This window comes from Pseudonocardia aurantiaca, assembly GCF_039526725.1.
Classification (GTDB): Bacteria; Actinomycetota; Actinomycetes; order Mycobacteriales; family Pseudonocardiaceae; genus Pseudonocardia; species Pseudonocardia aurantiaca.
This window is the reverse complement of the sequence record NZ_BAAAJG010000005.1, coordinates 27897-51994: the sequence shown is the minus strand read 5'-3', so window position 1 is coordinate 51994 and position 24098 is coordinate 27897. Positions and strand designations below refer to the sequence as shown.

Here is a 24098-nt window from a genome sequence, read left to right as displayed (position 1 = left end):
GATCCAGATCGGAGAATGCGGTGCACGCCGGGCAATCGTCGCAGGTCGCGGCAACGACAGGTGAGGAATGGCACGCGCGCTCGCCGGATGAGGTGGCCGAGGCACTCGGCGTCGACCCCGCCGTCGGCCTGCCCTCGGCGACGGCGGCGGAACGGCTGCGCGCGAACGGGCCGAACGCGCTGCCCGAGGAACGACCGAAACCGGGTTGGCGACGCTTCCTGGACCAGTACCGCAGCTACATGCAGATCATCCTGCTCGCCGCCGCAGTGGTGTCGGTCCTGATCGGTGAATGGGGCACCGCCGTCCTCCTGCTGGGGTTGACCGTGCTGAACGCGGTCGTCGGGCTCCGGCAGGAGGGCAAGGCCGAAAGCGCGATGAACGCCCTCAAGTCGCTGATGAAGGCGACGGCCAGAACGCGGCGAGACGGGGACGCGGCGGATCTTCCCGCCGAACAACTGGTCGTCGGCGACGTCGTGCTCGTCTCCGCCGGGGACCAGGTCCCGGCGGACGGGCGCATCATCGAGGCCAGCGCCCTGCAGATCGACGAGTCGGCGCTCACCGGCGAGAGCGTGCCGGCAGCAAAGGACGCGCGCACCCTCGGCGGCGGCCGGTTCGGTCCGGGTGACCAGACGAACATGGCATTCATGAACACCCCGGTCACGCACGGCAGCGGAGTCTTGATCGTCACCGGAACAGGGGAGAACACCCAGCTCGGGAAGATCTCGGCGATGCTCTCGGCCACCGCCAGGGAGAAGTCACCACTCACCACAGAGCTCGACCGGCTGACCCTGTGGATCGCGGCGGCGGCCGGCCTCACGATGGTCGTGATGTTCGTTCTGGGCCGCAGCCGCGGCGAGGCTTGGGACGTGCTGTTCGTCAGCGCGGTCGCCCTCGCGATCGCGGCCATCCCCGAGGCGCTGCCCACCGTGACCCAGATGATCCTCTCCCTCGGTGGCGTGGACCTTGCCAAGCGCAACGCCATCGTGAAGGAACTCCCGTCGGTCGAGACGCTCGCGTTCACGTCGGCGATCAACTCCGACAAGACCGGCACGCTGACGATGAACCAGATGACGGCGGTGGAGGTCGTGACCGCGGGGAATCGCTTCACCGTCTCCGGCACCGGCTACGGCCTGGAAGGCAAGATCCACCACGCGGCGGGGACCTCGCCGTTGATCGAGGCCGCGATCCTGCCGTATCTCGTCGCGAGCGACGCCCAACTGGTCGACGGCCGAGTTGTCGGCGACCCAACGGAAGGCGCCCTGCTGGTGCTCGGGTACAAGGCCGGCCTCGACATCGAGGACACGCGCGAGAGCCTGCCCCGGCTCGCCACGTTGCCGTTCGACCCCACCTACAAGCTGATGGCCACGTTCAACGCCGCCACCGACGTGGACGGCCGACCGATCGTCCGATGCTTCGTGAAGGGCGCCGCACCGGCGGTGATGGGCCGCGCGGCCGCCGCGCTGTCCGCCGAGGGCCGGATCCCGTGGGACGCCGACCTCAAGGCGCGGGCGAACGCTCACATGGAACGCATGGAGCAGGCCGGGCGACGGGTGATGGCGGCAGCCGTGCGGGATCTCGACCCGGCCGAGTTCGACGGCGAGGGCGACCTGCTCGGGTACGTCGTCGACCTCGAGGTGACGAGCCTGGTCGGGATGGTCGATCCGCCTCGCGCCGAGTCGAAGGCGGCCGTGGCGAACGCGCAGGCCGCCAACATCCGGGTCCGGATGGTCACCGGCGACGACGTCACGACCGGGGTCGCCGTCGCCCAGCAGCTCGGGATTCCCGGCGAAGCCATCCTGGGCACCGACTTCGCCGCGTTGCCGGAACAGGTGCGGCTCGCTCGCATCGACGAGATCGGCGTCGTCGGCCGGGTCGCCCCGGAACACAAGGTCCTTCTCGTCGACACGCTGAAGAAGAATGGCGATGTCGTCGCGATGACCGGGGACGGCGTCAACGACGCACCGGCGATCAAGGCGGCGGACATCGGGATTGCCATGGGCTCTGGCACCGACGTGGCCAAGAACGCCGGCCGGATGATCCTCTCCGACGACAACTTCGCCACGATCGTCTTCGCGGTCGAACAGGGTCGGAAGATCTACGACAACCTGACGAAGTACATCCGCTTCGTGCTGATCCTGCTCGTCGTGTTCGTCCTGACGTTCCTCGGGGCCAGCCTGTTCAACATCGCCGCGGGTGAACCGTTCACCCCCGCTCAGGTCCTCTGGATCCACTTCTTCGTCAACGCGGCGTTCGGATTCGCGCTCGGCTTCGACCGGGAGACCCCCGGGCTGATGCGGCTGCGACCACGCCCGCGCGGTCAGTCGGTGCTGACGCCCGGCACGATCATCACCGTGGGTCTCACCGGCCTGTTCATCAGCATCAGCCTGCTCGCGCTGATCGTCATCGGTTCGACGCTCTTCGGTGACCTCGAGATCGGCCGGTCCATCGCGTTCACGTCCTTCGCGCTCTGTTTGATCGTCGCCGCGCTCGAATGCCGCAGCGCGACCGAGAGCGTGCTGACCACGACCACGTTCGACAGCAAGCAGATGAACATCGCGGTGCTCGTCGAGTTCGCACTCGCGGTGTTGGTCACGCAGATGGACGTCTTCCGGCGCCTCCTGGGCACGACGGAGATCAACCTGCGGCAGTTCATGTTGGCTCTCGTGCCTGCCGCGGGGCTCCTGATCCTCTGGGAGCTGGGGAAGCTGATCGCGCGACGCCTCGGTGAGCGAGAGGGCCGCACACCAGCCGATCGCGTCGCGAATGCCCGCACGGCCGGCTCGATCTCGGGGAAATGACCGGGGAACGGTCGCGAAGGGGCCGCGACCTTCCCGAGCCGTGGTTGCTAAGGACTCGGCGGTGCTTCCGTCGCGGAACAGGTTCTTGGTCGCGGCCACGTATCCGCGCCCTCAGGACTCTGTACTGCGACGTCTCGCTGATTCGGGTCTGACGAGTAGTCTGCCATGGTGAACCTGCACCAAGCAGGCGCGGCGGAGCCTCCGATGCGGCGCGGCGGATTCGTGCATTCCTTTGCTCCGGGACTGGCGACGCTGTTCTCCTACCGGGCCCGATGGCTCCCCAAAGACCTGGTAGCCGGGCTGGTCCTGACCGCCCTTCTGGTGCCACAGGGAATGGCCTACGCGGAGCTCGCCGGCCTGCCTGCGATCACCGGTCTGTATACGTCAATCCTTTGCCTCGTGGGCTACGCGCTGTTCGGCCCCTCCAGAATCCTCGTGCTGGGACCGGACTCGTCGCTCGGGCCCATGATCGCCGCCACGATCCTCCCGTTGGTCGTAGCGAATGGGGACCCGCAGCGCGCAATCGCGCTCGCGTCCGTGCTCGCGCTCATGACGGGAACGATCACGGTGCTCGCCGGCGTCGGCCGGCTCGGCTTCGTCGCGGACTTGATCTCGAAGCCGACGATGATCGGCTACATGAACGGCCTGGCCCTCACGATCCTGGTGGGGCAACTCCCCAAGCTCTTCGGCTTCTCAGCGGAGGGGGAAGGTTTCGTCGGCGAGGTCGTCGGGTTCGTGCACGGCGTTGCGATCGGCGAGACCGTCCCGGCTGCACTGGCGATCGGCGCCGGCGGGCTGATCCTGATCGTGACGTTCCAGCGAGTGCTCCCGAAGGTCCCCGCTGTGCTGGTCGTGGTGGTGCTGTCAATCGTCGCGGTGGGACTGTTCGACCTCGGGGAGCGCGGTGTCGCGCTGGTGGGCGTGTTACCGCAGGGGTTCCCGCCACTCACCATCCCGGACGTCGAGCTCTCCGACCTGGCGCTGCTGCTGGCAGGCGCCCTCGGCATCGCACTCGTGTCGCTCGCCGACACGATCTCGACCGCCTCCGCGTTCGCGGCCCGCACCGGACAGGTGGTCGACGGCAGCAAGGAGATGATCGGGATCGGGGCTGCGAACATCGCAGCTGGCCTCTTCCAGGGGTTTCCGGTCAGTACGAGCGGTTCACGGACCGCCGTGGCGGAGCAGTCCGGCGCAAAGTCCCAGGTCACAGGATTGGTCGGAGCGATTGCGATCACCCTGATCCTGCTGCTGGCCCCTGGGCTGCTTCGGAACCTGCCGCAACCGACCCTGGCGGCGGTGGTGATCGCCGCGTCGATCTCGCTGGCCGACATCCCGGGCACGCTGCGGCTCTACCGTGTTCGCCGGACCGAGTTCTCGCTGTCGGTCGCGGCTTTCGTCGGGGTCGTCGTGCTCGGTGTGCTGCCCGGCATCCTCGTGGCCGTTGCGCTCTCGATCGGCAACGTCTTCCGTCGGGCGTGGTGGCCGTATCAGACCGTTCTTGGCCGGGTTCCGGGAATTTCCGGGTTCCACGATGTGCGCAGCTACCCGAACGCCGAACGACTTCGCGGGTGCGTGATTTTCCGGTTCGATGGCCCGGTGTTCTTCGCGAACGCGCGAACGTTCCGCGAACAGATTCAGGAGCTCGCGCGGTCCGAGCCATCTCCGAAATGGATCGTCGTCGCGGCCGAGCCGATCACGGACGTCGACACCACCGCCGCGGACATGCTCCATGATCTCGACCTGGACCTCAATGCGAACGGTGTCAGCCTCGTGTTCGCGGAGATGAAGGACCCCGTGCGGCACAAGATCGATCGGTATGGGTTGACCCGGACGATTGATCCATCGCATTTCTTCCCCACGCTCGAGGTCGCGGTTGCGGCGTTCCTGAAGGAAACGGGCGCCGAGTGGGGCCAAGGTGCGGCCAAAGAGACGGACTGAAGATCTGTGGTCTTAAGAAGTGGATCGGGTCCAGGCCTGATCCATCGACCATGCCGGCCACCGAGTCTCGGCGCACCTCCCCGTGGGGCTGCGGTGGGTGGCGGTCAGTCCGCGGCGGTGCTCGGTCCAGGACGTGCTGCTGGACAGCGTCGTCCGCTACGACCGGCGCGACGAACGCGGGGTTGCGGGAACTGCTGGCCTGTGGAGTCGCTCACCGTGGAATCACCCGCTGCGGATGGGCCAGCGCGCTGCGCCCGGGGTCAGCCTGCACATGCGTTTCACGACGACGGGAGGGACCCCCGATGACCACGCGCCCCACGACCCCCACGACCCCCGCGGCCCCCGCGGCCCCGGCAAAGTGGCTGACCGGCTTCGCCATGTTCGCCGGCGTCCTGATGATGGTGGGCGGTGTGTGGGGCGTCCTGGCCGGCCTCTCGGCGATCCTGCACGACGAGGTTTACCTCAGTACGCCGCAATACCTCTACTCCTTCGACCTCACGAGCTGGGGCTGGGTGCACTTGATCCTCGGCGCGCTCGTCGCGGTCGCGGGTGTCGGAGTCCTGCAGGGTGTCACCTGGGCGCGGGTCGTCGGCGTCGTCGTCGCCGCGCTCAGCATGTTCGCGAACTTTGCGTTCATCCCCTACTTCCCGATCTGGTCGATCCTGCTCATCCTGGTCGACGCGATCGTCATCTGGGCGCTCATCACCTACCAGCGCGAGCCGCGGACCGAGTGACGGAGTCCGCTTCGCCTGCGTCGTACGCCGGACGCGGGTGAGGCCGCGGGCGGGAGGACGGGGGCCGTGAAGGCGCGCGGAACCCCCGCTCCGCACCGCACCGCACCGCACCGCACCGAATCTCATGGGAGATCGACATGGTGTTGGCGCGAGCGGAAAGTGGATACCCGCTCTTCGGCCTGATCTGGACGATGGTCGTCTTCTTCGGCTTCGTCCTCTGGTTCTGGCTTCTGTTCGTCGTGCTCTCCGACCTCAATGGCGCGCGATAACACTGCTGCGTCCGTGAGCGGGCTCCATCGAGGCGAAGGGAGGGGGATATATGGCCAAGGAGGATCTATATGTCAACATTGATCAGGACAGCGGTCATCGCGTTCGTCGGCGGGCTCATGCTCACCGCGACCTCCCCGGTAATCGTCCACAAAAGAGTAGTTGCCGCCGCGGCGATCGAGCTCGCCGACTGCCACCCGCGCACGTCGGGCCTCGGCGCGGTGGAGGACTATGTGCGCGCCGTGGCTGAATTCCTCGGCTGCCGGTTCGACGTTCGGACGATGCACGGTGTGGGGGGACGGGCGGGCCCCTCCGACCACCCGGATGGCCTGGCCGTCGACTTCATGGTCGATCCCGACACCGGTGATGACCTCGCCTCCTGCGCACTGGACAACATCGAGGATCTCGCCGTCAAATACGTGATCTGGGAGCAACGGATCAACCACGGCGACGAGTGGGAGCCGATGGAGGACCGCGGTGGGATCACTGTCAATCACTTCGATCACGTGCACATCTCCTTCGAGAGCGATGCCCCGGAGGATGTATCGATTGAGGACCTCTGCTCCTGAAGGAGATTCACACCCGTGGCCGGTGCTGCTGCCTCGTGATCCGGGCCGCATAGCCGCGGACGGGAGCCGGACCCGGTCCGCGTCCGTCATCGACTCCGATTGTCCCCCCGGGTTCTCAGTCGCGAGTTCGGTCGCTCGACGTCTTCGTCACCGCGCCTGCTCGGCCGCGGGCATCCCGAGCGCCTTCCGCTTCAGGGTCTCGTACTCGTCGCGGGTGATGTCGCCGTCGTCCAGGAGCTTCTTCGCCGTGGCGATCTGGTCGGCGGGGCCGGTCCGGCCGTCCGCGGCGATCGCGCGGACGTCGCTCTCGAAGCTCGCGCGGGCCGCCGCGGCTCCGTCCCGCCTGCGCTCGCCCATCCCTACGCCCTGCGCGATCAGGTAGGCGAGGGACTGCCAGCGCTGCGAACACGATCGTCAGGTGCGCCTCGATGGACTCGCGTTTGTGGTGGTAGATCGGCCGCGCGGCGAGGTCGTGTTAGGACACCGCGGTCGCCCCGGACGCGGTCTGCACCGTGCGCACGTACGCCACGATCCCCGACCCCTACGAGCCAGGCTTAGTGCACCAAACCGCGCACACCACGCACCGAACCTGCAGGTCAGCACGCTACCCCGGTTCGAGATCACAAAGGTTGGCAAGAGTCAGGACGGCGTCGCCTGCGCGCCTCCTCAGGGTCGCTGTAGCGGCGCAGCGCGGTTCGCACCCGCAACCCAGCCGCTACCGATTCGGTTGGTCGTCGTCCCTGAGTACGCAGATCGCGCACCGATTAGGTTTCCGCGCCGCGCCCGTCTGTACGTGTGAGATCGACTCACGGGAGGCTGGCACGATGCGGAAACTGATCTTCGGCATGAACGTGACCCTGGACGGCTACATCGCCGCGACCGGCGACGACATCGGCTGGGGCGGGCCGCCGAGCGACGAACTGTTCCAGTGGTGGCTCGACCAGGACCGGGCGAGCGGCCTGGCGCTGTACGGGCGCAAGCTGTGGGAGACGATGAGCTCCTACTGGCCCACCGGCGACCAGCTGCCCAACGCCACCCCGGCGGAGATCGAGTTCGCGCGGAACTGGCGGGACACGCCGAAGGTGGTGTTCTCCTCGACGATCGACAAGGTCGACTGGAATACCCGCCTGGTCACCGGCGACGCGGTCGCCGAGATCACCCGGCTCAAGGCCGAGGACGGCGGCCCGATGAGCATCGGCGGCGCAACTCTCGCCGGGGCTGCCATGCGGGCCGGGCTGATCGACGAGTACGCCCTGGCCACCTACCCGGTCCTGGGCGGCGGCGGCACGCCGTTCTTCACCGCGCTGGACAGCTGGGTGAACCTGAACCTGCTGGAGACGCGGACGTTTCCCGGCGGCGTGGTACTGACCCGATACGAGACGAGGCGATGAGCACGGGGCACATGCTCGGCTCGTGAGGCCCAGGTCGAAATCCTTCCTGACGCGCCCCGCCGGCAACGCCGGCGGGGCGGTGGTGTTCGCGTTGTTGCCTGATCCCGTTGTTGTTTGATCACAGTGTCGGGGGCAGGCCCAGCCATGGTTTGTCGGTGGCGGGGAATCCGGTGAGCTCGGCGACCTTCCCGTCGACGATGTGCAGAACATCGATGGCGAACAGCCGGTACACGGGGTGGTCGGGCGTGCGCAGGTACTCCACGACCGCAGGCATGCGGTTGACGGTCGTGACGATGCAGCGCCAGTCGTCGTATCCGGGCCCGCCGAACCCACCCGAGACCCAGGCGTCCATCGCGGACTTTGCGGTGACCCAGACGCCGGGGTCCGGAGGCATCGCGAAGCGCAGGTCCTCGCGCATGAGGGACAGGAGCCCATCGAGGTCGTTGCGCTCGTGGGCGTCCACCCACGCCTTCACCGTGGCACGTTCGTCGTCCGACAGCTCGTGCGTAGCGGGGGTGCGCCAGTCGAGTCGGCGGTCGGGCAACTGCTCGCGCATCGTCACGCGCGCCCGCTGCAGGGCGCTGGTCACGGATGCGACGCTGAGTTCGAGCGCATCGGCGGTCGTCGCCGCCGGCCAGCCGAGGACGTCACGAAGGATCAGCACCGCCCGCTGGCGCGGCGGCAGGTGCTGGACGGCGACGATGAACGCCAACTCGATCGTCTCCCGCGCCACCGCCGACTCATGCGGGTCCTCGGGAAGCATCCGGTCCGGGTAGGGCTGCAGGTACCGCACCTCCGAGCCACCGCCCGGCAGCCCGGCAGGCAGGGGCGTGCGATGGTTGCGCTTCTCCAGGAAGTCGAGGCAGGCGTTCGTCGCGATCCGATACAGCCAGGTCCGCAACGCAGCGCGTCCATCGAACGACTCCCGCTTGTTCCACGCTCGCAGGAACGTCTCCTGTGTCAGGTCCTGGGAGTCTTCGTAGTTCGCGAGCATCCGGTAGCAGTGCACCTGCAGCGCACGCCGATGGCGCTCGGTCAGGAGCGCGAACCGCGCGGTGTCCTCCGCGCGGACCGCCGCGATGAACGTGGCCTCGTCGGCGCCCTGCAGTCTGGCGTCGGTCATGGTCGTCAATCCTTCCACCGGTGCGAGGGGCTACCAGAACTGACGACGTGGCGGAGGATTTCTGATCGGTGAAGCCGCTGACACCGGGCCGTTCGTCAGGCCGGTGGGTCGGGTCGATCCAGGGGACGTGCTCCGGGTCGGGCACCCCCTCGATGTCTGAGGTGGGGTCCCGACTGGCGGGCTCGCGTGTTCAACTGTCGCGAGTTCGCCCCGTGAGGATGGCTCCATCCGCGGGGCCACGTGACCCTCCATGTACGAGAAAATCGCGTTGGCGAGACCATCACGTCTCTCCCACATTCCTCGGTCCAGAACTTCGAGTTGCAGAGTTGCCCAGAACGATTCGATCATTGCGTCGTAACGATCACCGACCGTGCCCCACGGCGGATGGTCGCACATGCCGAGGGGGTCGATGACCAGGTCGGCGCACATTTGGATTCGATCGACACCGGCCACTGTTCGACACCCTCGTCCTACTCGCCAGGGGCAACCCCAATCCCTGGATACCGAAGCCGTCTGAGGATGATCTCGAGGATTGGCTAGTTACTTATCAGCAAGCAACAAGTTATTGTGACGTTTGCGCTTATTGTCGCCGTTTGAGTTATTGTTTTGGGCCGTTTGCCTCTAGAACCCGGACATAACCCTACTATCGTGTGTTCGGCGCTACTGACGTTTCCGTGCGCCAGTTCATGATCGTTGCGGCCGCACGCCGTGCCCTGTCCAGGGTTCCGGGCTACCACATCTCGGAATGACCATGACGGGGATGACGAGGTATGGCGAAAGGTGCTCGGGGTCGAGCACACGGTGATCGAGTCGGTGGAGTTGGCGCCCGGGGCCGCGGCGGGGAGGTGCTGATCGCGGTGGTCCGCCCGAAAGCCGGCATTGGCCGGCGGTGCGCACGGTGCCGGCGTCGCTGTCCGGGCTATGACACCAGCCCGGCTGCCCGCCGGTGGCGAGCCTTTGATCTTGGGTCGACGCAGGTGCACCTGCAGGCCACGACCCAGCGGGTGTCGTGCGCTGAGCACGGGGTTGTGGTCGCCGCGGTGCCCTGGGCGCGGCCCGCGGGTCGAGGTTCACCAAATCTGCTGGTGGTGACCTGCCACGACACCGGCCGGCCGGCGCTGGGCCCATCAGCCGAAGAACGGAGCTGAAATCACCGACGAGCTGAAGCCGACAAGCCGACAGGTACAACTACGGATACTCCACCACGGAATCAACGAACGAATTGCAGGAGCCCGGATATGGTAACGCACAGCAAGGAAACCAAGCAATCGAAGCCGCTCCCGGCCCCGAATAGCGACTTCTACGACGTCAGGTCGACATTGAGCGCTGACGAACAAGACATTGTCAGACAGGTACGTGAGTTCGCGGAGACCAAGGTCGCGCCGGTCATCTCGAAGTACTGGCTCGAGGACACCTTTCCCTTTGAGCTGCTGCCGGAGTTGCAAAAGCTGAACGTGGGTGGTGTCGCGATCGAGGGTTACGGCGGCCGCGGTGGAAGCGTTGCGCTTTTCGGCTTCATCGCGATGGAGCTCGCGCGCGTCGACCCGTCGTTCGCGACCTTCTTCGGCGTCCACAACGGACTTGCGATGGGCAGCATCTATCTCGGCGGATCGGAGGAGCAGAAGCAGAAGTGGCTCCCGCCGATGATCCGCCTTGAAAAGATCGGCTGCTTCGGACTCACGGAGCCGCAGGTGGGTTCGGGTGCCTCCGGCGGACTGTTGACGACTGCGAAGCGCGAGGGTGACACCTGGGTCTTGAACGGTGAGAAGAAGTGGATCGGCAATTCGCCCTGGTGCGACATTTCGATCATCTGGGCGCGCGACGTCGAGGACAACCAGGTGAAGGGCTTCATCGTCGAGAACAAGACGACACCCGGCTTCAGCGTCGAAAAGATCACCGACAAGATGGCGCTAAAGGTCGTCCAGAACGGTCACATCACGCTGGCCGGCTGCCGTGTGCCGGAAGCCAACCGCCTCCAGCTGGACAGGTCGTTCCGCGACACGGCGCGAGTATTGAGGGTAACGCGCTACGGCGTTGCGTGGATGTCGACCGGCGCCCAGATGGGGGCGTACGAGCACGCGCTCAAGTACGCGCAGGAGCGGATGCAGTTCGGCAGGCCGATCGCCTCGTTCCAGATGATTCAGGACCTCCTCGCCAAGATGATCGAGAACATTACGGCCTGCCAGTGCCTGGCAACGCGCATGGCTCAATTGCACGATGAAGGCAAGCTGACGGACGCTCACGCGTCTGTCGCCAAGGCGTTTTGCACGGCCAGAAGCCGCGAGACGGTGGCGTGGGCCAGGGAGATCTGCGGCGGCAACGGCATCTCGGTTGACTACGGCGTCGGACGCTTCTTCGCAGACGTAGAAGCTCTCTACACCTACGAAGGCACCTACCAGATGCAGAACCTGATTGTCGGCAGAGCTGTCACGGGTTTGAGCGCTTTCGTGCATTAACGAACGCATGTCGGGACTGCTGGCCACCTTACGCACGCAGCACGGAAAGGAAAGAGATACACTCATGAACTCGCCAAGAACAGCACTAACGCTTGAAAATGTGCTGTACGAGAAGAGGGGCGCCATCGCTTATGTAACGGTCAACCGTCCCAAGGTGCTCAACGCCCTCGATCAACGGACGTGGCAGGACCTGAGAGCGGCTTTTGCGGATGCGCAGGATGACGCCGACGTGCGCGGTGTCATCCTGACCGGAGCAGGCGATAAAGCGTTCATCGCCGGAGCCGACGTTGGCGAACTCGCTCAGGCCACCGCTATAGAAGCGGAAGGGTCCAGCGCGTACGGACAAGAAGTCCTTAATCTCGTCGAGAATCTCGGCAAGCCGGTGATCGCAGCCGTCAACGGCTTTGCGCTTGGCGGCGGTTGCGAAACGGCGATGGCTTGCACCATTCGAATTGCCGCCCAGGACGCAAAGTTTGGCCAACCAGAAGTAAAACTGGGGGTCATTCCCGGCGGGGGCGGGACCCAACGTCTTCCCCGGCTGGTGGGACGGGGCCGCGCGCTGCAGCTCATTCTTTCCGGCGAGATGATCAGCGCCCAAGAGGCCTATCGCATCGGACTGGTGAATGAAGTCGTACCAGCCGCGGAGTTGATCGCGCGGGCTGAAGGAATTCTGAACCAGGTTCTTTCCAACGCTCCGCTCGCAGTGCAGTACGCACTTGCGGCGGTAACCAAGGGATCGGCGACAAGTCAGGCCGAAGGCTTGTCACTCGAAGCCGCGCTCTTCGGCCTCTGTGCTGGAACCGAAGATAAATACGAGGGTACGCAGGCCTTCCTGCAGAAGCGTCCCGCCCAGTTCCACGCACGCTGAACCTCGAAGCGCGAACAGGAGAACGAGGAACCACCTATGGCAACTGAAAACACAACAGATAACATCTTCTCGGGATTGCAGGTGGTGGACTTCGCGAGCTTCATCGCGGCGCCCAGCGCCGCGGTGATCTTGTCCGATTTCGGCGCGAAAGTCATCAAAGTGGAACCGCCATCCGGCGATCTCTGGAGACACGGGAACGAGATCCCCCCGCAGCCGCAGTCGGAGATTCCCTATCAGTTCCATCTGGCCAATCGCAACAAGCGCGGCATGGTGCTTGATCTGAAATCCCCGAGCTCTCAGCTGGTTCTCGAACGGCTCGTCAAATGGGCCGATGTGCTCATCGTCAATACGCCGCATCCGGCCCGCAGGAGATTGCAGCTCGAATACGACGACGTGGCACAGTGGAATCCGCGCCTGATCTATGCTGATGTCACAGGCTTCGGCGAAAAAGGGCCGGACGCCGCTCTGCCCGGCTTCGACATCACGGCATACTGGGCGCGCAGCGGTTTGCTGTCGATGACGCGCCAGGCCGGCGAGCCGCCGACCTGGCCGGTGGCCGGTAGCGGTGACCATGCGACCGCGGTCGGCCTCTATTCCGCGATCGTCACCGCGCTTTATCGTCGCGAGCGCACCGGCCAGGGAGCGTATGTCTCAACCTCGCTGCTAGCTGAAGGTATCTGGTCCGCGAGTGTTTCAATCCAGGCCGCGCTGACCGGGGCGAAGTTCTACGGACCTTTCGATCGAAAGAACCCGGCAAATGCGGCTTTGAACGTGTACCAGGCTTCCGACGGCACCTGGTTCGTTCTCATCATCACGCCGGACAAGTTGGCGGCCGTGGCGGCGGCCATCGGCCGCACCGACCTCTTGACGGATCCGCGATTCTCCGATCCGGCGAAGCTGATGGCGAACATGTCCCAGCTGACGGCCATTCTCGACGAAGTCTTCGGCGCGCAGCCGATGGCGCATTGGCACGACGTTTTCAGTGGCGTCCACGTCACGTTCGGCGCTGTGCGCGGGCCGGAAGACGTGATCAACGATCCGCAGCTGCGAGCGAATGACATCGTCGTTCCGCTGGATGGCGCTGGCGACCACTTACAATCCACGATCAGCAGTCCGATGCAGGTGCATGATGTCGAGAAGGTGCCGGCCAGGCGTGCCCCAGAACTTGGCGAACACAACGAAGAGATTCTCCAGGAGCTAGGCTTCGACTCGAAACAGATCGACGGCCTCCTCGCGAGCGGCGCCGTATCTGGGCATCGCTAAGAGCTAGGAGCGGGTCAGGCACCGCATACACGGCACCCGTCTGGGGAGGACTCCAACGTCACTTGGGCCAGCACGGGACTCTCTGACCAAGAAGGGACTCGTCCACGCCCCCGAGCATGGACGAGTCCCGTGCACAGTGCCGCGCATGGCGGACTTCATCAGCCGCCGGCCAAGCGATTGACGAGGGGTGTCAGTCGAGGGACAGCCCTGCGGCCGGGGTCACCCGGGCGGCCCGGCGGGCCGGGAGAACAGCGGCGAGGAGTCCGGCCAGGGCGGCGATGAGGACGACGGCGGCGAGTGATGGCCAGGGAATGTGCATGGTGGCGCGGGTGAGGGCCCGCTTCACGAATGTCTCGTAGCCGACCCAGGCGAACCCGACGCCGATCGTGGTGCCGAGCAGGGTGGCCACCACCGACAGCAGCGCCGCCTCGGCCGCCAGCATCCGCCGCAGTTGCCTGCGGGTGAGCCCGAGCGCGCGCAGCATCGCGTGTTCGCGGGCGCGTTCGAGGACGGACAGCCCCAGGGTGTTCGCGATCCCGATCAGGGCGATCGCCACGGAGATGCCGAGCAGGCCGAGCACCGACCACGTGAGGATGTCCAGCTCCCGGTTCCCCGCCGCCCGGGCCTGCAGCGCGTCCTCGACCTCCGCGCCGGCCGCATCGGCCAACCCGTCCAGATCGTCGACGAGCTGCAGCGAATCCACGCCGGGGGCGGCGCGGACCCAGATGACATGCGGTTCGGGGGTATCGGTGAGCTGTGCCAGGGTCTCGGGCGCGACCACGCCCGTCTGGCCCGAGCCGAGGGAGATGACCCGCAGCTGGGCTTGGCGGTCGCCGACGCTCACCGTGACCCGGTCACCGGGCCGGATGCTCGGGTCCACGAAGGATCCCAGGTCGAGCCTGATCGTCCCCGGCTCTACCCCCTGGGCGAACGCCCCGCCGTCGCGGGCCACCTGCGCCGCATCCGGCGCGGTGAGGACCGGGATCGGGTTGTCGAACCCGGTGACCCGGGCCACGGCGCCGTTCACGGCGATGGCCTGCTCGACACCGGGAGTGCGACGTACCTGGTCGAGGAGATCGGTGGTGAGCGGCTCGTCGAGCGAGATGAGCGCGGCATCGATGGGGAGGTGCCGGTCGCTTACCTCGTCCATCGCCGCACGCCAGGTGGCCATCCCGGTGAGCACGGCGGTCGTCAGGGTGACGCCGACCAGCAGGGCGGCGGTGGTGGTGGCGGTCCGGCGCGGGTTGCGCACGGCGTTCTCGGTCGCGAGTCTTCCCCCGGGCCCGAGCAGCGCACCGGTGACCCGGACCAGGCGGGGCACGAGCACCGGCCCGAACAGCAGGACGCCGGTGAACACCGATGCGCCGCCGGCCAGCATGACCACCGTGCTGTCGCCGATCATCGCCATCCCGAGCAGGGCCAGCCCGGCGACCAACAGCAGCGCGGCGAGCGCCAGCCGCGCCCGGCCGGTGGCCGTGTGCACGTCGACCGCGGCCTCCGGGCGCAGCGCCGCCAGCGGGCTCACCCGCACCACCCGCCGGGTCGGCAGCCAGGACGCGACCATGGTGACCAGCAGGCCGACGGCCAACCCGCCCAGCAGCCAGGGCACGGGCAGTGCGGGGACACCCATCGGGGTGGTGGGCGCGAGGGTGTTGATCAGGGGGAGCAGCCCGTAGCCGAGTCCGACGCCGACCAGTGTCCCGGTCAGCGACGCGAGCACCCCGACCGCGGCCGCCTCCCGGCGGACCGAACCCAGCACCTGCCGCCGGGTCGCGCCGACGCAGCGCAGCAGAGCGAAATCGCGCAGGCGTTGCGCGAACAGGATGGAGAACGTGTTCGCGACGACCAGAACCGAGACCACGAGCGCGACACCGGCGAACAGCAGCAGCATCAACGCGAACGCGTCCACATCGTTGTTGAGCCCGGCCAGGCCTTCCGAAACGTACTCCGCCACCGGCTGCACCGTCATGCCTTCCGGGAGCTGACCCACGTCCCCGCGCACCGCCACACTCCCCACGTGCCAGGTGGGGCTGTCGCGCCACTGCAGGTACTGCGGCCAGGTGACGTACACCGCGGCCTGGGTCCAGGTCGTGGGTGACTCCACGAGGCCGACCACTTCCAGGTCTGTCGCGGTGGCGCCCTCGCCGACCCGGATCCGGTCACCGACCGCGACCTCTTGGGCCTGGGCGTCCCACACGTGCATCACCGCCTCGCCCGTGCGTGCCGGGAAGCGGCCCGAGACGAGCTTCTGCCAGCGCAGGTCCTCCGCGGCGGCGATCGGCCCCACGGTCGTCTCGCCCCGGAAGTCGCCCGAGCCAAGTGGGGCGCCGCCTTCTCGGTGCGCCGGCAGGTCGACCCGGCCCAACCCGGATGCGTTCTCGCCGAGGCGCTCGACGAGCGCGATCGCGTCGGACGTGTCCAGGGTTCCGGGGCAACAGGACGGGCCCCGCTGAGGTCCGTCCACGGGGGCGTCGACCACGTAGTCGGCACCGCGGTACGGCGCCCCGGATTTCTCCATGAGTCCGGCGCGTGCCCCGGACGTGAGCACGCCGATCACGACGACGAAGGCGACCGAGGCGATCACCACGATCGCCGCCGCGACATACCTACGGGCATGGATGCGCAGCGACGCGCGGAGCACGGTGCGCATCAGGCGATCCGCCCGTCCTGCATAGTGACCACGTCGTCGGCGTAGGCCGCGGCGTTCCGGTCGTGGGTGACCATCACGACGGTCTGGCCCAGCTCGCGCACCGAGCGGCGCAGGTGCTCCAGCACCTCCGCCGACGTGGTGCTGTCCAGGTTCCCGGTGGGCTCGTCGGCGAACAGCAGGTCCGGGCTCGTGATCAGGGCCCGGGCGATCGCGACGCGCTGCTGCTGGCCGCCGGACAGCTCCGCGGGCCGGTGCCCGAGCCGGTCGGCCACGCCGAGGACATCGGCGAGCGTGTGCGCGCGCTCCCGTACCGCGTCGTCGACCCGGCGACCGCCCAGCTCGAGCGGGAGCACGATGTTCTGGAACGCGGTGAGCATCGGCAGCAGGTTGAACGACTGGAACACGAAGCCGACGTGCTCGCGGCGGAAGGTCGTGAGCGTGTCGTCGTCGAGTGATCCGAGGTCGGTGCCGGCCACGGTGACGGTGCCGCCGCTGGCCTGGTCGAGCCCGGCCAGGCAGTGCATCAGGGTGGACTTGCCCGACCCGCTCGGCCCCATGATCGCGGTGAACCGCCCGCGGGGCAGGTCGAGGTCGATGCCGCGCAGGGCGTGCACCTCGGTGTCGCCCCGGCCGTAGGTCTTGGTCAGCCCGCGTGCGCTGGCGGCCAGGATTTCCCGAGTGGCGTCCTGAGAGTTGCCGAGCATTCTGGTCACTGTTGCATCCTTGGATCGTGCGTGGGGTCGGCGTACATGGGCGGGCAACCGTCATTGACGGCGTCGGGGCGCAGTTCGTAGTGCCAGGGTTCGTTGCGGAAGATCTGGCACAGCCCGTACTCGGCGCCGTGCTTGGACAGCCACGCCGCGGCAGCGGTGGGCCCGATGTCGACCGCGTCTCCTGACACGTGCGGAGACGTGTCCGCGGTCGCCACCCATCGGGCGGCCTCCTCTTCCGAGCCGTACTTGGAGATGGCCTCGCGAAGAAGCTGATTCTGGTATTCCGGGGAACGCCAACCGCTGTTGACGGAGAACTCGACCCCATCGTCTGCGGCATCCGTTGCGGCCTGGCGGAGGGCCTTCAGTAGACCCGGATCGAGGTTGGCCACGGCCGGAATATCGTCGTCGAAGACCGTCACGCCGTCAGGGACGACACCGTCAGCCTCGCCAACAGCACCATTGCGGTCGCTGTCACGAACGTCGCCGCCTGGTGGAGGGTGCCGCCGCGGGACGTCATCTGCCTGCAGGGCCGCCGTTTCTGGCGTTTCCGAACCCGTTGCGGGAGCGGATCGCGCGGGGGCATCGGGTGCCGCCGAAGGGGACCAGGCCGCCCACGACTGGAGACCGAGGGCTCCGGTCACCGCGGCGATGCCCACCGCCGCAACGATGAGGATCGTCGATCGTGCAGGGCGGGCTGCTTTTCGTGCTGGTTCGCGGTGGGACACGCGTCCAGCTGAGGCAGGGTGGTGTTGCCAGGACGGAGGTGGTTCTCGGTACGCCGGCGACATGCGTCGGCTGGTGGCATCGGTAGCACGCATGTGCCGGCCGTCGAGGACGAGCCCTACCTGGTGGCGGCCGACCGCTATGGGTTGTGTCGGGAAGCGATCGCCGAACGCATCGTCGTTGCCGGTTGCGGCGACCAGGTCGGCGGCTCCGGCCGGCGCCCAGGTCGTCCGATTCACCGGCCCCGGCCCTCGGGCAGCAGGTCGTCGCACTTCTCGCTCGCGGACTTACGCTCGGCGGGATTGGGAGTGGCTCCCGCGGGGGCGTTCTGATCGCCACCGCTGCCGGTCTCGGCGAGTGCGTTCGAACAGCCCGTGCCGATCAGGGCGATGGCGGCCACACTGGGGGCCGAGGAGGACGAGGACGCCAGAGACCGGGCTGCTGTTCGTGCTGGTCCGCTGTAGGTCATGCCCGCAGTCAAGGCAGCGTGGTGTTGCCAGCACGTATGCGGTTTTTGATATGCCGACGATATGCGCCGGCTCGTAGCATCGAGAACTTGTGCGTGTGCTGATTGTCGAGGACGAGCCCTACCTGGCAGAGGCCATCCGCGACGGGCTGCGCCTGGAAGCGATCATCGCCACCGTGCCCGGCGTCGGCTACCGCATCGACACCGAGCGGAGCTTGTCGGAGCGAGCAGACGACACCGAGCGGAGCCTGTCGGAGCGAGCAGACGACACAACACCCGACACCGGGTGTCAGGGAGGAGACCGTGGATAGGGCGCACGGTTTGAGCGTTCGACTCAAACTCACCCTCAGCTATGCCGGGTTCCTCATGCTCGCCGGCGCCTTACTACTCGCAGCCGTGTGGGTGTTCCTTCTACGAGGCAGGCCCGGCGGTTCATTCGATCCCAACCTCTCCGACTTCCTGCGCGCCTTCGACCCACGCAACTTCGGCCCACGCGTCTTCGGCGCAGCGGCAGCCGCAGTGTTGGCGTTCCTTCTGGTGTTCGGTCTCGTGGGAGGATGGATCCTCGCCGGCCGCATGCTCGCCCCCCTGACCCGCATCACCGACGCCACCCGCATGGCCACGAACGGATCGCTCTCCCACCGGATCCGGCTACCGGGCCGCAACGACGAGTTCCGCGAACTCGCCGACGCCTTCGACACCATGCTCGCACGGCTCGAAACACACGTCGCCGAACAGCGGAGATTCGCCGCCAACGCCTCCCACGAACTGCGCACCCCACTCGCGATCACACAGACACTCCTCGACGTGGCCCGCACCGATCCCAACCACGACACCAGCGAACTCCTCGACCGCCTCCACACCGTCAACACCCGAGCGATCGACCTCACCGAAGCACTGCTCCTGCTCAGCCGCGCCGACCAGCGCTCCTTCACCCGAGAACCCGTCGACCTGTCCCTCATCGCGGAAGAAGCCACCGAAACACTCCTCCCCCTCGCAGAAAAGCGCGGCGTCACCATCGCAACCTCCGCCGACATCACCCCCACCATCGGCTCCCGAGCGCTCCTGCTGCAGCTGGCCACGAACCTCATACACAACGCGATCGTCCACAACCAGCCTGAACAGGGCACCGTGTGGGTCAGCACCAGCACCCACCCCAAGGGTGTGTTGCTCACCGTCGAAAACACCGGCGAAAAGCTCACACAGGAATTGGTTTCCACGCTCACCGAGCCGTTCCAGCGCGGCACCGAACGCATACGCACCGACCACGCAGGTGTCGGCCTCGGCCTGGCAATCGCCACAAGCATCACCCACGCACACGACGGAAACCTCACCCTCACCCCCCGCTCCGCTGGAGGGCTCTGCGTCACGGTTCAACTACCCGCCGCGCCACCGCACACCGGCAGATGACGATCAGGGCACGCGCCACATCTGTTCCGAGGCGTCAACATCGGCCTCGCTTCACTGCGGGCGCTCCACGCTGACATGTGGAAGACTGTTCGGCCCAACATCTCTGGGAATCCGAGTGCTTCGCTGGAGGCGATGAACATGGTGGTGAACGACCTTGCCGATCTCAAGGGGATCGGCCCCAAGTATGCGGCGATCCTCAAGGAGATCGGCGTAGATTCGATCAAGGAGCTGCGGCACCGCAACGCCGCCAACCTCAAGGAAATGATCGAGTCCAGGCACGGAGCAGTCGTCGGCCTGTCCGAGACGGAATGCCAGACGTGGATCGACGAGGCCAAAGCGGTCGAGCCTTGATTGCCTAATCCGGATCTTTCGCGAGGTGGCGGTTGCTGATCGTGACAGGTGCGCCGGCGGGTTGAAGGCTCCTGGCCGCCGCACGTATACGGCGCCGACACGGTCGAGTTCCGGCGAACCGGCGGGGCCGCGGAGCAGGCCGGCTCAGCGCGCTATCGAGCTGACGGCCTATCGCTCGACCGGACAGCGCTGAGGCAGCGCTAAGGCCGTGCAGCGCTCCGAGTCAGCCGTGCCGCCAGGCCGTCCAGGTGGCGGGCCAAGGCGTGAGTCAGAAGGCCGTCCAGGTCCTGCGCCCCCTCGCGGTGGACCGCGGCCAGTCGGGGGAAGCGGCCGGAGCTTATGAGGGCACGCATCTCGCCGTCGAGCGTGTCCCACCACTGGTCGTAGGCCACCCCGGTCTCCCGCTCGGCCCGCATCTCCGCTGCTGCGCTGATGGCGAGGCCGTGGACGAGGGCGGGCAGGGTGAGCGCCTCCCGCGTCTTCTCGATCGAGGTCAGGGGCAGCCCGTCCAGCGCCCGCAGCGTCCACTCGGTGTGGACCATCGTCTCCGGGGCGAGCAGCGGCCTGGTCAAGGAGACCAGCTCGGGCAGCCACGGGTGTCCACGAAAGGCCCGCCACTGCACCCGGCTCACCAGCTCCAGCTTCGCCCGCCAACCGGGCGGTCCGGGCTCGGGCAGCGAATGCGCCCGGAACACCGCCCGCACGAGCAGGTGCTCCAGCTCCTCGCGCCCGGACAGGTGCCGGTACAGCGACATCGGGCCGACGCCCAGCTCCGCGGCGAGCCGGCGCATCGACACCGCGTCCAGGCCCTCCGCGTCGGCGACCGCAATGCCGGCGGCCACGATCCGCTCGGTCGTGAGCGCCCGATTTCCGCCGATCTCCGCTTCGCGCGCTGCCGACGAACCGCGCTATCGCCAGCTGCCGTTGGCACCTGGAGACGAGGGGCAGGCATGGCCCAATCGGGCGCCGGGCCCCTCGTCTCTGGGTCACCGCCGCGGCCTGCGCTTCTTGAAGTCCTCCGCGATGCCGTCGAAGGTCGACCAGCGGACGCCCTCGTGCGTGTTGATGTGCTGGATGAGGCGCTCGAGCATCAGCAGCACCTGCGGTCGTCCCGAGACGTCTGGGTGGAGCGTGATCGCAAAGACCGCGTAGTCCAACTTGCGGTAGACCCAGTCGAACTGGTCGCGCCACAGCTCTTCAATGTGGCGAGGGTTCACGAACCCGTGACTGTTGGGGCTCGACTTGATGAACATCATCGGCGGCAGGTCGTCCAGGTACCAGCTCGCCGGGATCTCGATGAGATCGGTCTCCGCGCCCCGGACGAACGGCTTCATCCACTCCTGGGCGTCCTTGGAGTAGTCGATCTTCGTCCACGTATCGCCGACCCGCACGTAGTACGGCTCGAAATCGCGGTGCATCAACGAGTGGTCGTATTTGATACCGCGCTCGAGCAGCAGTTCGTTGGTCACCGGGGAGAACTCCCACCATGGTGCCACATAGCCGGTCGGCCGCTTTCCGGTGCGGTTCTCGATCAGCTCGATGCAGTAGTCGAGAATGGTCAACTCCTGCTCGCGCGTCATGGCGATCGGGTTCTCGTGGCTGTAGCCGTGCACGCCGATCTCATGGCCGGCGGCGATCACCTGGTCGAACTGCTCGGGAAACGTCTCGATCGAGTGGCCGGGCCAGAACCAGGTCGCCGGCAGGTTGTACTCCGCGAGCAGGTCGTTCAGGCGGGGCACGCCGACCTCACCGGCGAAGACGCCCCGCGAAATATCGTCCGGGGAGTTCTCGCCGCCGTAGGAGCCCAGCCATCCACCGACGGCGTCGACGTCGATTCCGAACGCAACGAAGATTTCCTTTGCCACAGCGCATCCTCCTCAGAGAGTGACGGACAATTTCGGGTCAGACATAGGGAGCGAGCGTGTCCTGCGTTACGGCGACGCCTGCGGACAGAAGCAGGGCCAGCAGGAGCCGCGCGTGGAACAGCGGCAGGTTCCCGAGGCACAACGCGCCGGCACCGACGAGGTCGGCACCGCCCCCGTTTCCATAAGTGGGAACCACCGGTCCTTCGGCGACGCGAGTGGACAGCCCGACCACCGTTCCTGCCCGTACGGCCTCGGAGACCCACTGCAGGATCGCCCGATTCGCGTTACCCACTCCGCTGCCGGCCAGGACGACGGCCTCGGCGTTCGCGTGCACCGCGGCCTGGGCAAGAGCCGCGTCGGCGCCCGGATGACAGGTGACGACGTCCACGCGGGTGGTGTCGAAGCGCGGCACCGGCCGCTGAAGGCGCACCGGACGCACCGGCCGGGCGGTGAACTGCACGCCTCGGGTGCCCACTCTCCCGAGCGCACCGCCGTCAAGGGCCTTGAACGGCTCCGCCGCGACGGTGTGGTACTTCCGGGTCCGCTGAGGGGAGAACAGCCGACCGGCGAACGAGATGAGGGCGCCGCAGTTCCTGGCCTCATCCGACGCTGCCACCGCGATCGCTTCGCGCAGGTTCTGCGGGCCGTCCGTATCGGGACGATCGGCCGGTCGCTGGGCGCCGGTGAGGACAACGGGCTTGTCGCTGTCGTGCACGAGGTCCAGGAGGAACGCCGTCTCCTCGAGCGTGTCCGTGCCGTGGGTCACCACGACTCCGGTCACGTGCGGGCGGGACAGCTCCTCGGCCACGGACTCCGCGACCATCCGCAGCTCACGGTGGCCGAGCAGGTAGGAACCGATGTTGAACAGGTCGCGGCCTGCCACCTCGACGTCGCCGTAGCCATGATCTCCCAAGATCTCGCCAATGCTTCGCTGCGCCACGGCTGTGCCGGAGGGATCGCTGGCCGAGGCGATGGTTCCTCCGGTCCCGAGGACGACGACGTGGGCCATTCAGCCGCCCGTCCACGCTGGGAATGTGCGGGTCGTCATGGCATCACGTCCCCGCTGTTGGGCCCGAGCGTCTGGCCGACATAGAGATCGCCATCGGGCGAGGACGCCAGCAGCAGCGCCGTCGGAGCCACCTCCTCGGGCCTACCGAACCGGCCCAGCGGCAACTCGGCGGCCTTGTTCTCCTTCCACTCGGGGGACAGGCCCTCGATGAGCGGCGTCACGATCGGGCCGGGGGCGATCGCGTTGACCAGGACGCCGCGCGGTGCGAGCTCCAGCGCAAGTGCCTTCGTCAGACCGATGACGCCGGCCTTGGCGGCGACGTAGTGAGCCAGGTTTGTGCCGCCCTTGATACCCAGCTGGGACGCGATTTTGATGATGCGGCCCTTGCCCGCCTCCACCATGTAGGGAGCGGCCCAGCGCGCAGCCAGGAACACGCCTCTGAGGTCGACCGCGAGGGTCTTGTCGAATCGTTCGGGCGTCAGCTCCAGGAACGGCGCCTCGTCGAGGATGCCGGCCGCGCTGACCAGGATGTCCAACTGACCGTGCCGACCCGCGACGGCGGCCATCGCGTCCTTGACCGAGTCGGAGTCGGTCACGTCCACGGCGTGGGTGCTGACCGTGTCCAGCGCTGCAAGGTCGGCGGGGATCGGGGCGACGTCCAGCAGTGCCAGCGTCGCCCCTTCCTTCGCGAAGGACCTCGCGATGGCCGCGCCGATCCCACTCGACGCCCCAGTGATGACGGCGACCTGACCGTCCAGCCTGCTCAACTCGATGACCTCCTCAGCTCGGCCAACGGACCGTGAGGCCGCCGTCGACGACAAGGCTCTGCCCGGTGACGTATCCGGCATCGTCGGAGGTGAGGAACCGGATCGCACGCGCTGCCTCGTCCACCGTGCCCACACGGCCGGCGGGAATGATCTTTCCCGCCTCCCGCAGCCCTTCCGGTCCGAGGGAGTTCACGCTGTCGAGCGACTGGGGGCTCTCGATGAGCCCCGGGATCATCGCATTGACCCGGATGTCCCGTGGCGCCAGTTCGACGGCGAGAGACCGGCAGAGCCCGAGGACACCGGCCTTGGCCGCGGCATAGTGGCTGTGGTCTTCCCAGCCGTAGACCCCGCCGGCAATGGACGAGGTTGCCACCATGGCCCCGCCGCGAGCCATCCTCGTGACACAGGACCGGAACACCCGCATCACGCCGCTCAGGTCAACGGCGAGCATGTCGTCCCAGGCCGAGTCGGTCATATCGTCGATGGACTGACGTCGCAGGATGCCTGCGGCGGCCACGACGATGTCGAGCCGGCCGAATGTGTCCAAAGCGACCTGTGCGATCCGCTCGGTCTCCTCGAAAGCGCCGCGACTCGACCGGACGCGCCTGAGGCTGTTCGACGAGACGCTACAGCGCAGCGACCCCGGTCCGGCGCCACCGACTGCTGCCGCGACGCATGGTGCTGCGCTTCGGGCAGCATTCGCTTGCCCGCCGACCGCCCTCATGCAAGGCGCTACT

The 24098-nt window shown here is 67.2% G+C and carries 23 protein-coding genes and 1 pseudogene; 13 read left to right on the top strand and 11 right to left on the bottom strand.

All coding sequences use genetic code 11. From position 1 onward, the window contains the following. Window positions 1-20 precede the first annotated feature (20 nt). The 5 genes from ABD143_RS08795 to ABD143_RS08775 all read left to right on the top strand — a co-directional run bounded on the left by ABD143_RS08795 (window position 21) and on the right by ABD143_RS08775 (window position 6306). Window positions 21-2798 carry a cation-translocating P-type ATPase gene (locus ABD143_RS08795; protein WP_343974008.1) on the top strand — a complete coding sequence of 926 codons (2778 nt, stop codon included), beginning with the start codon at window positions 21-23 and terminating at the stop codon, window positions 2796-2798. Between the two features lie 204 nt (window positions 2799-3002). Beyond that, the gene (locus tag ABD143_RS08790; RefSeq protein WP_343974006.1) at window positions 3003-4736 is read left to right on the top strand and encodes a SulP family inorganic anion transporter; all 1734 of its coding nucleotides are present in this window, start codon (window positions 3003-3005) and stop codon (window positions 4734-4736) included. A 302-nt stretch (window positions 4737-5038) separates the two neighbouring features. Continuing rightward, window positions 5039-5470 carry a DUF7144 family membrane protein gene (locus ABD143_RS08785; RefSeq protein ID WP_343974003.1) on the top strand — a complete coding sequence of 144 codons (432 nt, stop codon included), beginning with the start codon at window positions 5039-5041 and terminating at the stop codon, window positions 5468-5470. 137 nt (window positions 5471-5607) lie between these two features. Next, the gene (locus ABD143_RS08780; RefSeq protein WP_343974000.1) at window positions 5608-5739 is read left to right on the top strand and encodes a hypothetical protein; all 132 of its coding nucleotides are present in this window, start codon (window positions 5608-5610) and stop codon (window positions 5737-5739) included. A gap of 117 nt (window positions 5740-5856) precedes the next feature. Then, entirely contained in the window at window positions 5857-6306 is a 450-nt protein-coding gene (locus ABD143_RS08775) for a VldE C-terminal domain-containing protein (RefSeq protein ID WP_343973997.1), read from the top strand. Between the two features lie 147 nt (window positions 6307-6453). Here ABD143_RS08775 and ABD143_RS08770 read toward each other — a convergent pair whose 3' ends face one another. Then, complete coding sequence (locus tag ABD143_RS08770) at window positions 6454-6663, bottom strand: SHOCT domain-containing protein (RefSeq protein ID WP_343973994.1); 210 nt, start codon at window positions 6661-6663, stop codon at window positions 6454-6456. Between the two features lie 467 nt (window positions 6664-7130). On the opposite strand from ABD143_RS08770, the gene ABD143_RS08765 reads away from it, so the two are divergent. Beyond that, on the top strand, window positions 7131-7697 hold the full coding sequence (locus ABD143_RS08765; protein ID WP_343973991.1) for a dihydrofolate reductase family protein: 567 nt from the start codon (window positions 7131-7133) through the stop codon (window positions 7695-7697). Between the two features lie 118 nt (window positions 7698-7815). On the opposite strand, the gene ABD143_RS08760 is transcribed toward ABD143_RS08765, so the two are convergent. After that, window positions 7816-8820, bottom strand: coding sequence for an RNA polymerase subunit sigma-70 (locus ABD143_RS08760; RefSeq protein WP_343973988.1), 1005 nt, complete (start codon window positions 8818-8820; stop codon window positions 7816-7818). Window positions 8821-9590: 770 nt separating this feature from the next. On the opposite strand from ABD143_RS08760, the gene ABD143_RS38160 reads away from it, so the two are divergent. The 4 genes from ABD143_RS38160 to ABD143_RS08740 all read left to right on the top strand — a co-directional run bounded on the left by ABD143_RS38160 (window position 9591) and on the right by ABD143_RS08740 (window position 13407). Beyond that, entirely contained in the window at window positions 9591-9968 is a 378-nt protein-coding gene (locus ABD143_RS38160; protein ID WP_379660001.1) for a transposase family protein, read from the top strand. 90 nt (window positions 9969-10058) lie between these two features. Beyond that, the gene (locus ABD143_RS08750) at window positions 10059-11276 is read left to right on the top strand and encodes an acyl-CoA dehydrogenase family protein (RefSeq protein WP_343973985.1); all 1218 of its coding nucleotides are present in this window, start codon (window positions 10059-10061) and stop codon (window positions 11274-11276) included. 100 nt (window positions 11277-11376) lie between these two features. Beyond that, on the top strand, window positions 11377-12144 hold the full coding sequence (locus ABD143_RS08745) for an enoyl-CoA hydratase-related protein (RefSeq protein ID WP_343973982.1): 768 nt from the start codon (window positions 11377-11379) through the stop codon (window positions 12142-12144). Between the two features lie 36 nt (window positions 12145-12180). Beyond that, window positions 12181-13407, top strand: coding sequence for a CaiB/BaiF CoA transferase family protein (locus ABD143_RS08740; RefSeq protein ID WP_343973979.1), 1227 nt, complete (start codon window positions 12181-12183; stop codon window positions 13405-13407). A 190-nt stretch (window positions 13408-13597) separates the two neighbouring features. On the opposite strand, the gene ABD143_RS08730 is transcribed toward ABD143_RS08740, so the two are convergent. The 4 genes from ABD143_RS08730 to ABD143_RS08715 form a co-directional block, all read right to left on the bottom strand. Next, complete coding sequence (locus tag ABD143_RS08730) at window positions 13598-16057, bottom strand: FtsX-like permease family protein (RefSeq protein WP_343973976.1); 2460 nt, start codon at window positions 16055-16057, stop codon at window positions 13598-13600. Then, the gene (locus tag ABD143_RS08725; RefSeq protein WP_343974189.1) at window positions 16057-16761 is read right to left on the bottom strand and encodes an ABC transporter ATP-binding protein; all 705 of its coding nucleotides are present in this window, start codon (window positions 16759-16761) and stop codon (window positions 16057-16059) included. The genes ABD143_RS08730 and ABD143_RS08725 overlap by 1 nt, the downstream gene beginning before the upstream one ends. A 5-nt stretch (window positions 16762-16766) precedes the next feature. Further along, window positions 16767-17426 (bottom strand): M15 family metallopeptidase, encoded by a 660-nt coding sequence (locus tag ABD143_RS08720; protein ID WP_343973973.1) that lies wholly within the window; start codon window positions 17424-17426, stop codon window positions 16767-16769. 302 nt (window positions 17427-17728) lie between these two features. Next, entirely contained in the window at window positions 17729-17893 is a 165-nt protein-coding gene (locus ABD143_RS08715) for a hypothetical protein (protein ID WP_343973970.1), read from the bottom strand. A gap of 158 nt (window positions 17894-18051) precedes the next feature. Here ABD143_RS08715 and ABD143_RS08710 point away from each other — a divergent pair. The 3 genes and pseudogenes from ABD143_RS08710 to ABD143_RS08700 form a co-directional block, all read left to right on the top strand. Further along, window positions 18052-18150: pseudogene (locus tag ABD143_RS08710) on the top strand (response regulator transcription factor); the annotation flags it as partial. Between the two features lie 130 nt (window positions 18151-18280). Continuing rightward, on the top strand, window positions 18281-19369 hold the full coding sequence (locus tag ABD143_RS08705) for a sensor histidine kinase (RefSeq protein WP_379660000.1): 1089 nt from the start codon (window positions 18281-18283) through the stop codon (window positions 19367-19369). Window positions 19370-19501: 132 nt separating this feature from the next. Beyond that, entirely contained in the window at window positions 19502-19720 is a 219-nt protein-coding gene (locus ABD143_RS08700) for a DUF4332 domain-containing protein (RefSeq protein ID WP_343973964.1), read from the top strand. 200 nt (window positions 19721-19920) lie between these two features. Here ABD143_RS08700 and ABD143_RS08695 read toward each other — a convergent pair whose 3' ends face one another. The 5 genes from ABD143_RS08695 to ABD143_RS08675 all read right to left on the bottom strand — a co-directional run bounded on the left by ABD143_RS08695 (window position 19921) and on the right by ABD143_RS08675 (window position 24085). Next, window positions 19921-20562 carry a TetR/AcrR family transcriptional regulator gene (locus tag ABD143_RS08695; protein ID WP_343973961.1) on the bottom strand — a complete coding sequence of 214 codons (642 nt, stop codon included), beginning with the start codon at window positions 20560-20562 and terminating at the stop codon, window positions 19921-19923. Between the two features lie 144 nt (window positions 20563-20706). Beyond that, complete coding sequence (locus ABD143_RS08690) at window positions 20707-21585, bottom strand: polysaccharide deacetylase family protein (protein ID WP_343973959.1); 879 nt, start codon at window positions 21583-21585, stop codon at window positions 20707-20709. Window positions 21586-21622: 37 nt separating this feature from the next. Continuing rightward, window positions 21623-22594, bottom strand: coding sequence for an asparaginase (locus ABD143_RS08685; protein WP_343973957.1), 972 nt, complete (start codon window positions 22592-22594; stop codon window positions 21623-21625). Between the two features lie 35 nt (window positions 22595-22629). Then, window positions 22630-23361, bottom strand: a complete 732-nt coding sequence (locus ABD143_RS08680) for an SDR family NAD(P)-dependent oxidoreductase (RefSeq protein ID WP_343973954.1) — start codon at window positions 23359-23361, stop codon at window positions 22630-22632. A gap of 13 nt (window positions 23362-23374) precedes the next feature. Then, window positions 23375-24085: an SDR family NAD(P)-dependent oxidoreductase gene (locus tag ABD143_RS08675; protein WP_343973951.1), complete on the bottom strand. Its 711-nt coding sequence runs from the start codon at window positions 24083-24085 to the stop codon at window positions 23375-23377. Window positions 24086-24098: the final 13 nt, after the last annotated feature.

Excerpts from the sequence above, each read along its gene's own strand:
- ABD143_RS08790 (WP_343974006.1), top strand. The coding sequence starts at position 3,003 with ATGCGGCGCGGCGGATTCGTGCATTCCTTTGCTCCGGGACTGGCGACG.
- ABD143_RS08785 (WP_343974003.1), top strand. The coding sequence starts at position 5,039 with ATGACCACGCGCCCCACGACCCCCACGACCCCCGCGGCCCCCGCGGCC.
- ABD143_RS08780 (WP_343974000.1), top strand. The coding sequence starts at position 5,608 with ATGGTGTTGGCGCGAGCGGAAAGTGGATACCCGCTCTTCGGCCTGATC.
- ABD143_RS08775 (WP_343973997.1), top strand. The coding sequence starts at position 5,857 with ATGCTCACCGCGACCTCCCCGGTAATCGTCCACAAAAGAGTAGTTGCC.
- ABD143_RS08770 (WP_343973994.1), bottom strand. The coding sequence starts at position 6,663 with ATGGGCGAGCGCAGGCGGGACGGAGCCGCGGCGGCCCGCGCGAGCTTC.
- ABD143_RS08765 (WP_343973991.1), top strand. The coding sequence starts at position 7,131 with ATGCGGAAACTGATCTTCGGCATGAACGTGACCCTGGACGGCTACATC.
- ABD143_RS08760 (WP_343973988.1), bottom strand. The coding sequence starts at position 8,820 with ATGACCGACGCCAGACTGCAGGGCGCCGACGAGGCCACGTTCATCGCG.
- ABD143_RS38160 (WP_379660001.1), top strand. The coding sequence starts at position 9,591 with ATGGCGAAAGGTGCTCGGGGTCGAGCACACGGTGATCGAGTCGGTGGA.
- ABD143_RS08750 (WP_343973985.1), top strand. The coding sequence starts at position 10,059 with ATGGTAACGCACAGCAAGGAAACCAAGCAATCGAAGCCGCTCCCGGCC.
- ABD143_RS08740 (WP_343973979.1), top strand. The coding sequence starts at position 12,181 with ATGGCAACTGAAAACACAACAGATAACATCTTCTCGGGATTGCAGGTG.
- ABD143_RS08730 (WP_343973976.1), bottom strand. The coding sequence starts at position 16,057 with ATGCGCACCGTGCTCCGCGCGTCGCTGCGCATCCATGCCCGTAGGTAT.
- ABD143_RS08725 (WP_343974189.1), bottom strand. The coding sequence starts at position 16,761 with ATGCTCGGCAACTCTCAGGACGCCACTCGGGAAATCCTGGCCGCCAGC.
- ABD143_RS08700 (WP_343973964.1), top strand. The coding sequence starts at position 19,502 with ATGAACATGGTGGTGAACGACCTTGCCGATCTCAAGGGGATCGGCCCC.
- ABD143_RS08685 (WP_343973957.1), bottom strand. The coding sequence starts at position 22,594 with ATGGCCCACGTCGTCGTCCTCGGGACCGGAGGAACCATCGCCTCGGCC.
- ABD143_RS08675 (WP_343973951.1), bottom strand. The coding sequence starts at position 24,085 with ATGAGGGCGGTCGGCGGGCAAGCGAATGCTGCCCGAAGCGCAGCACCA.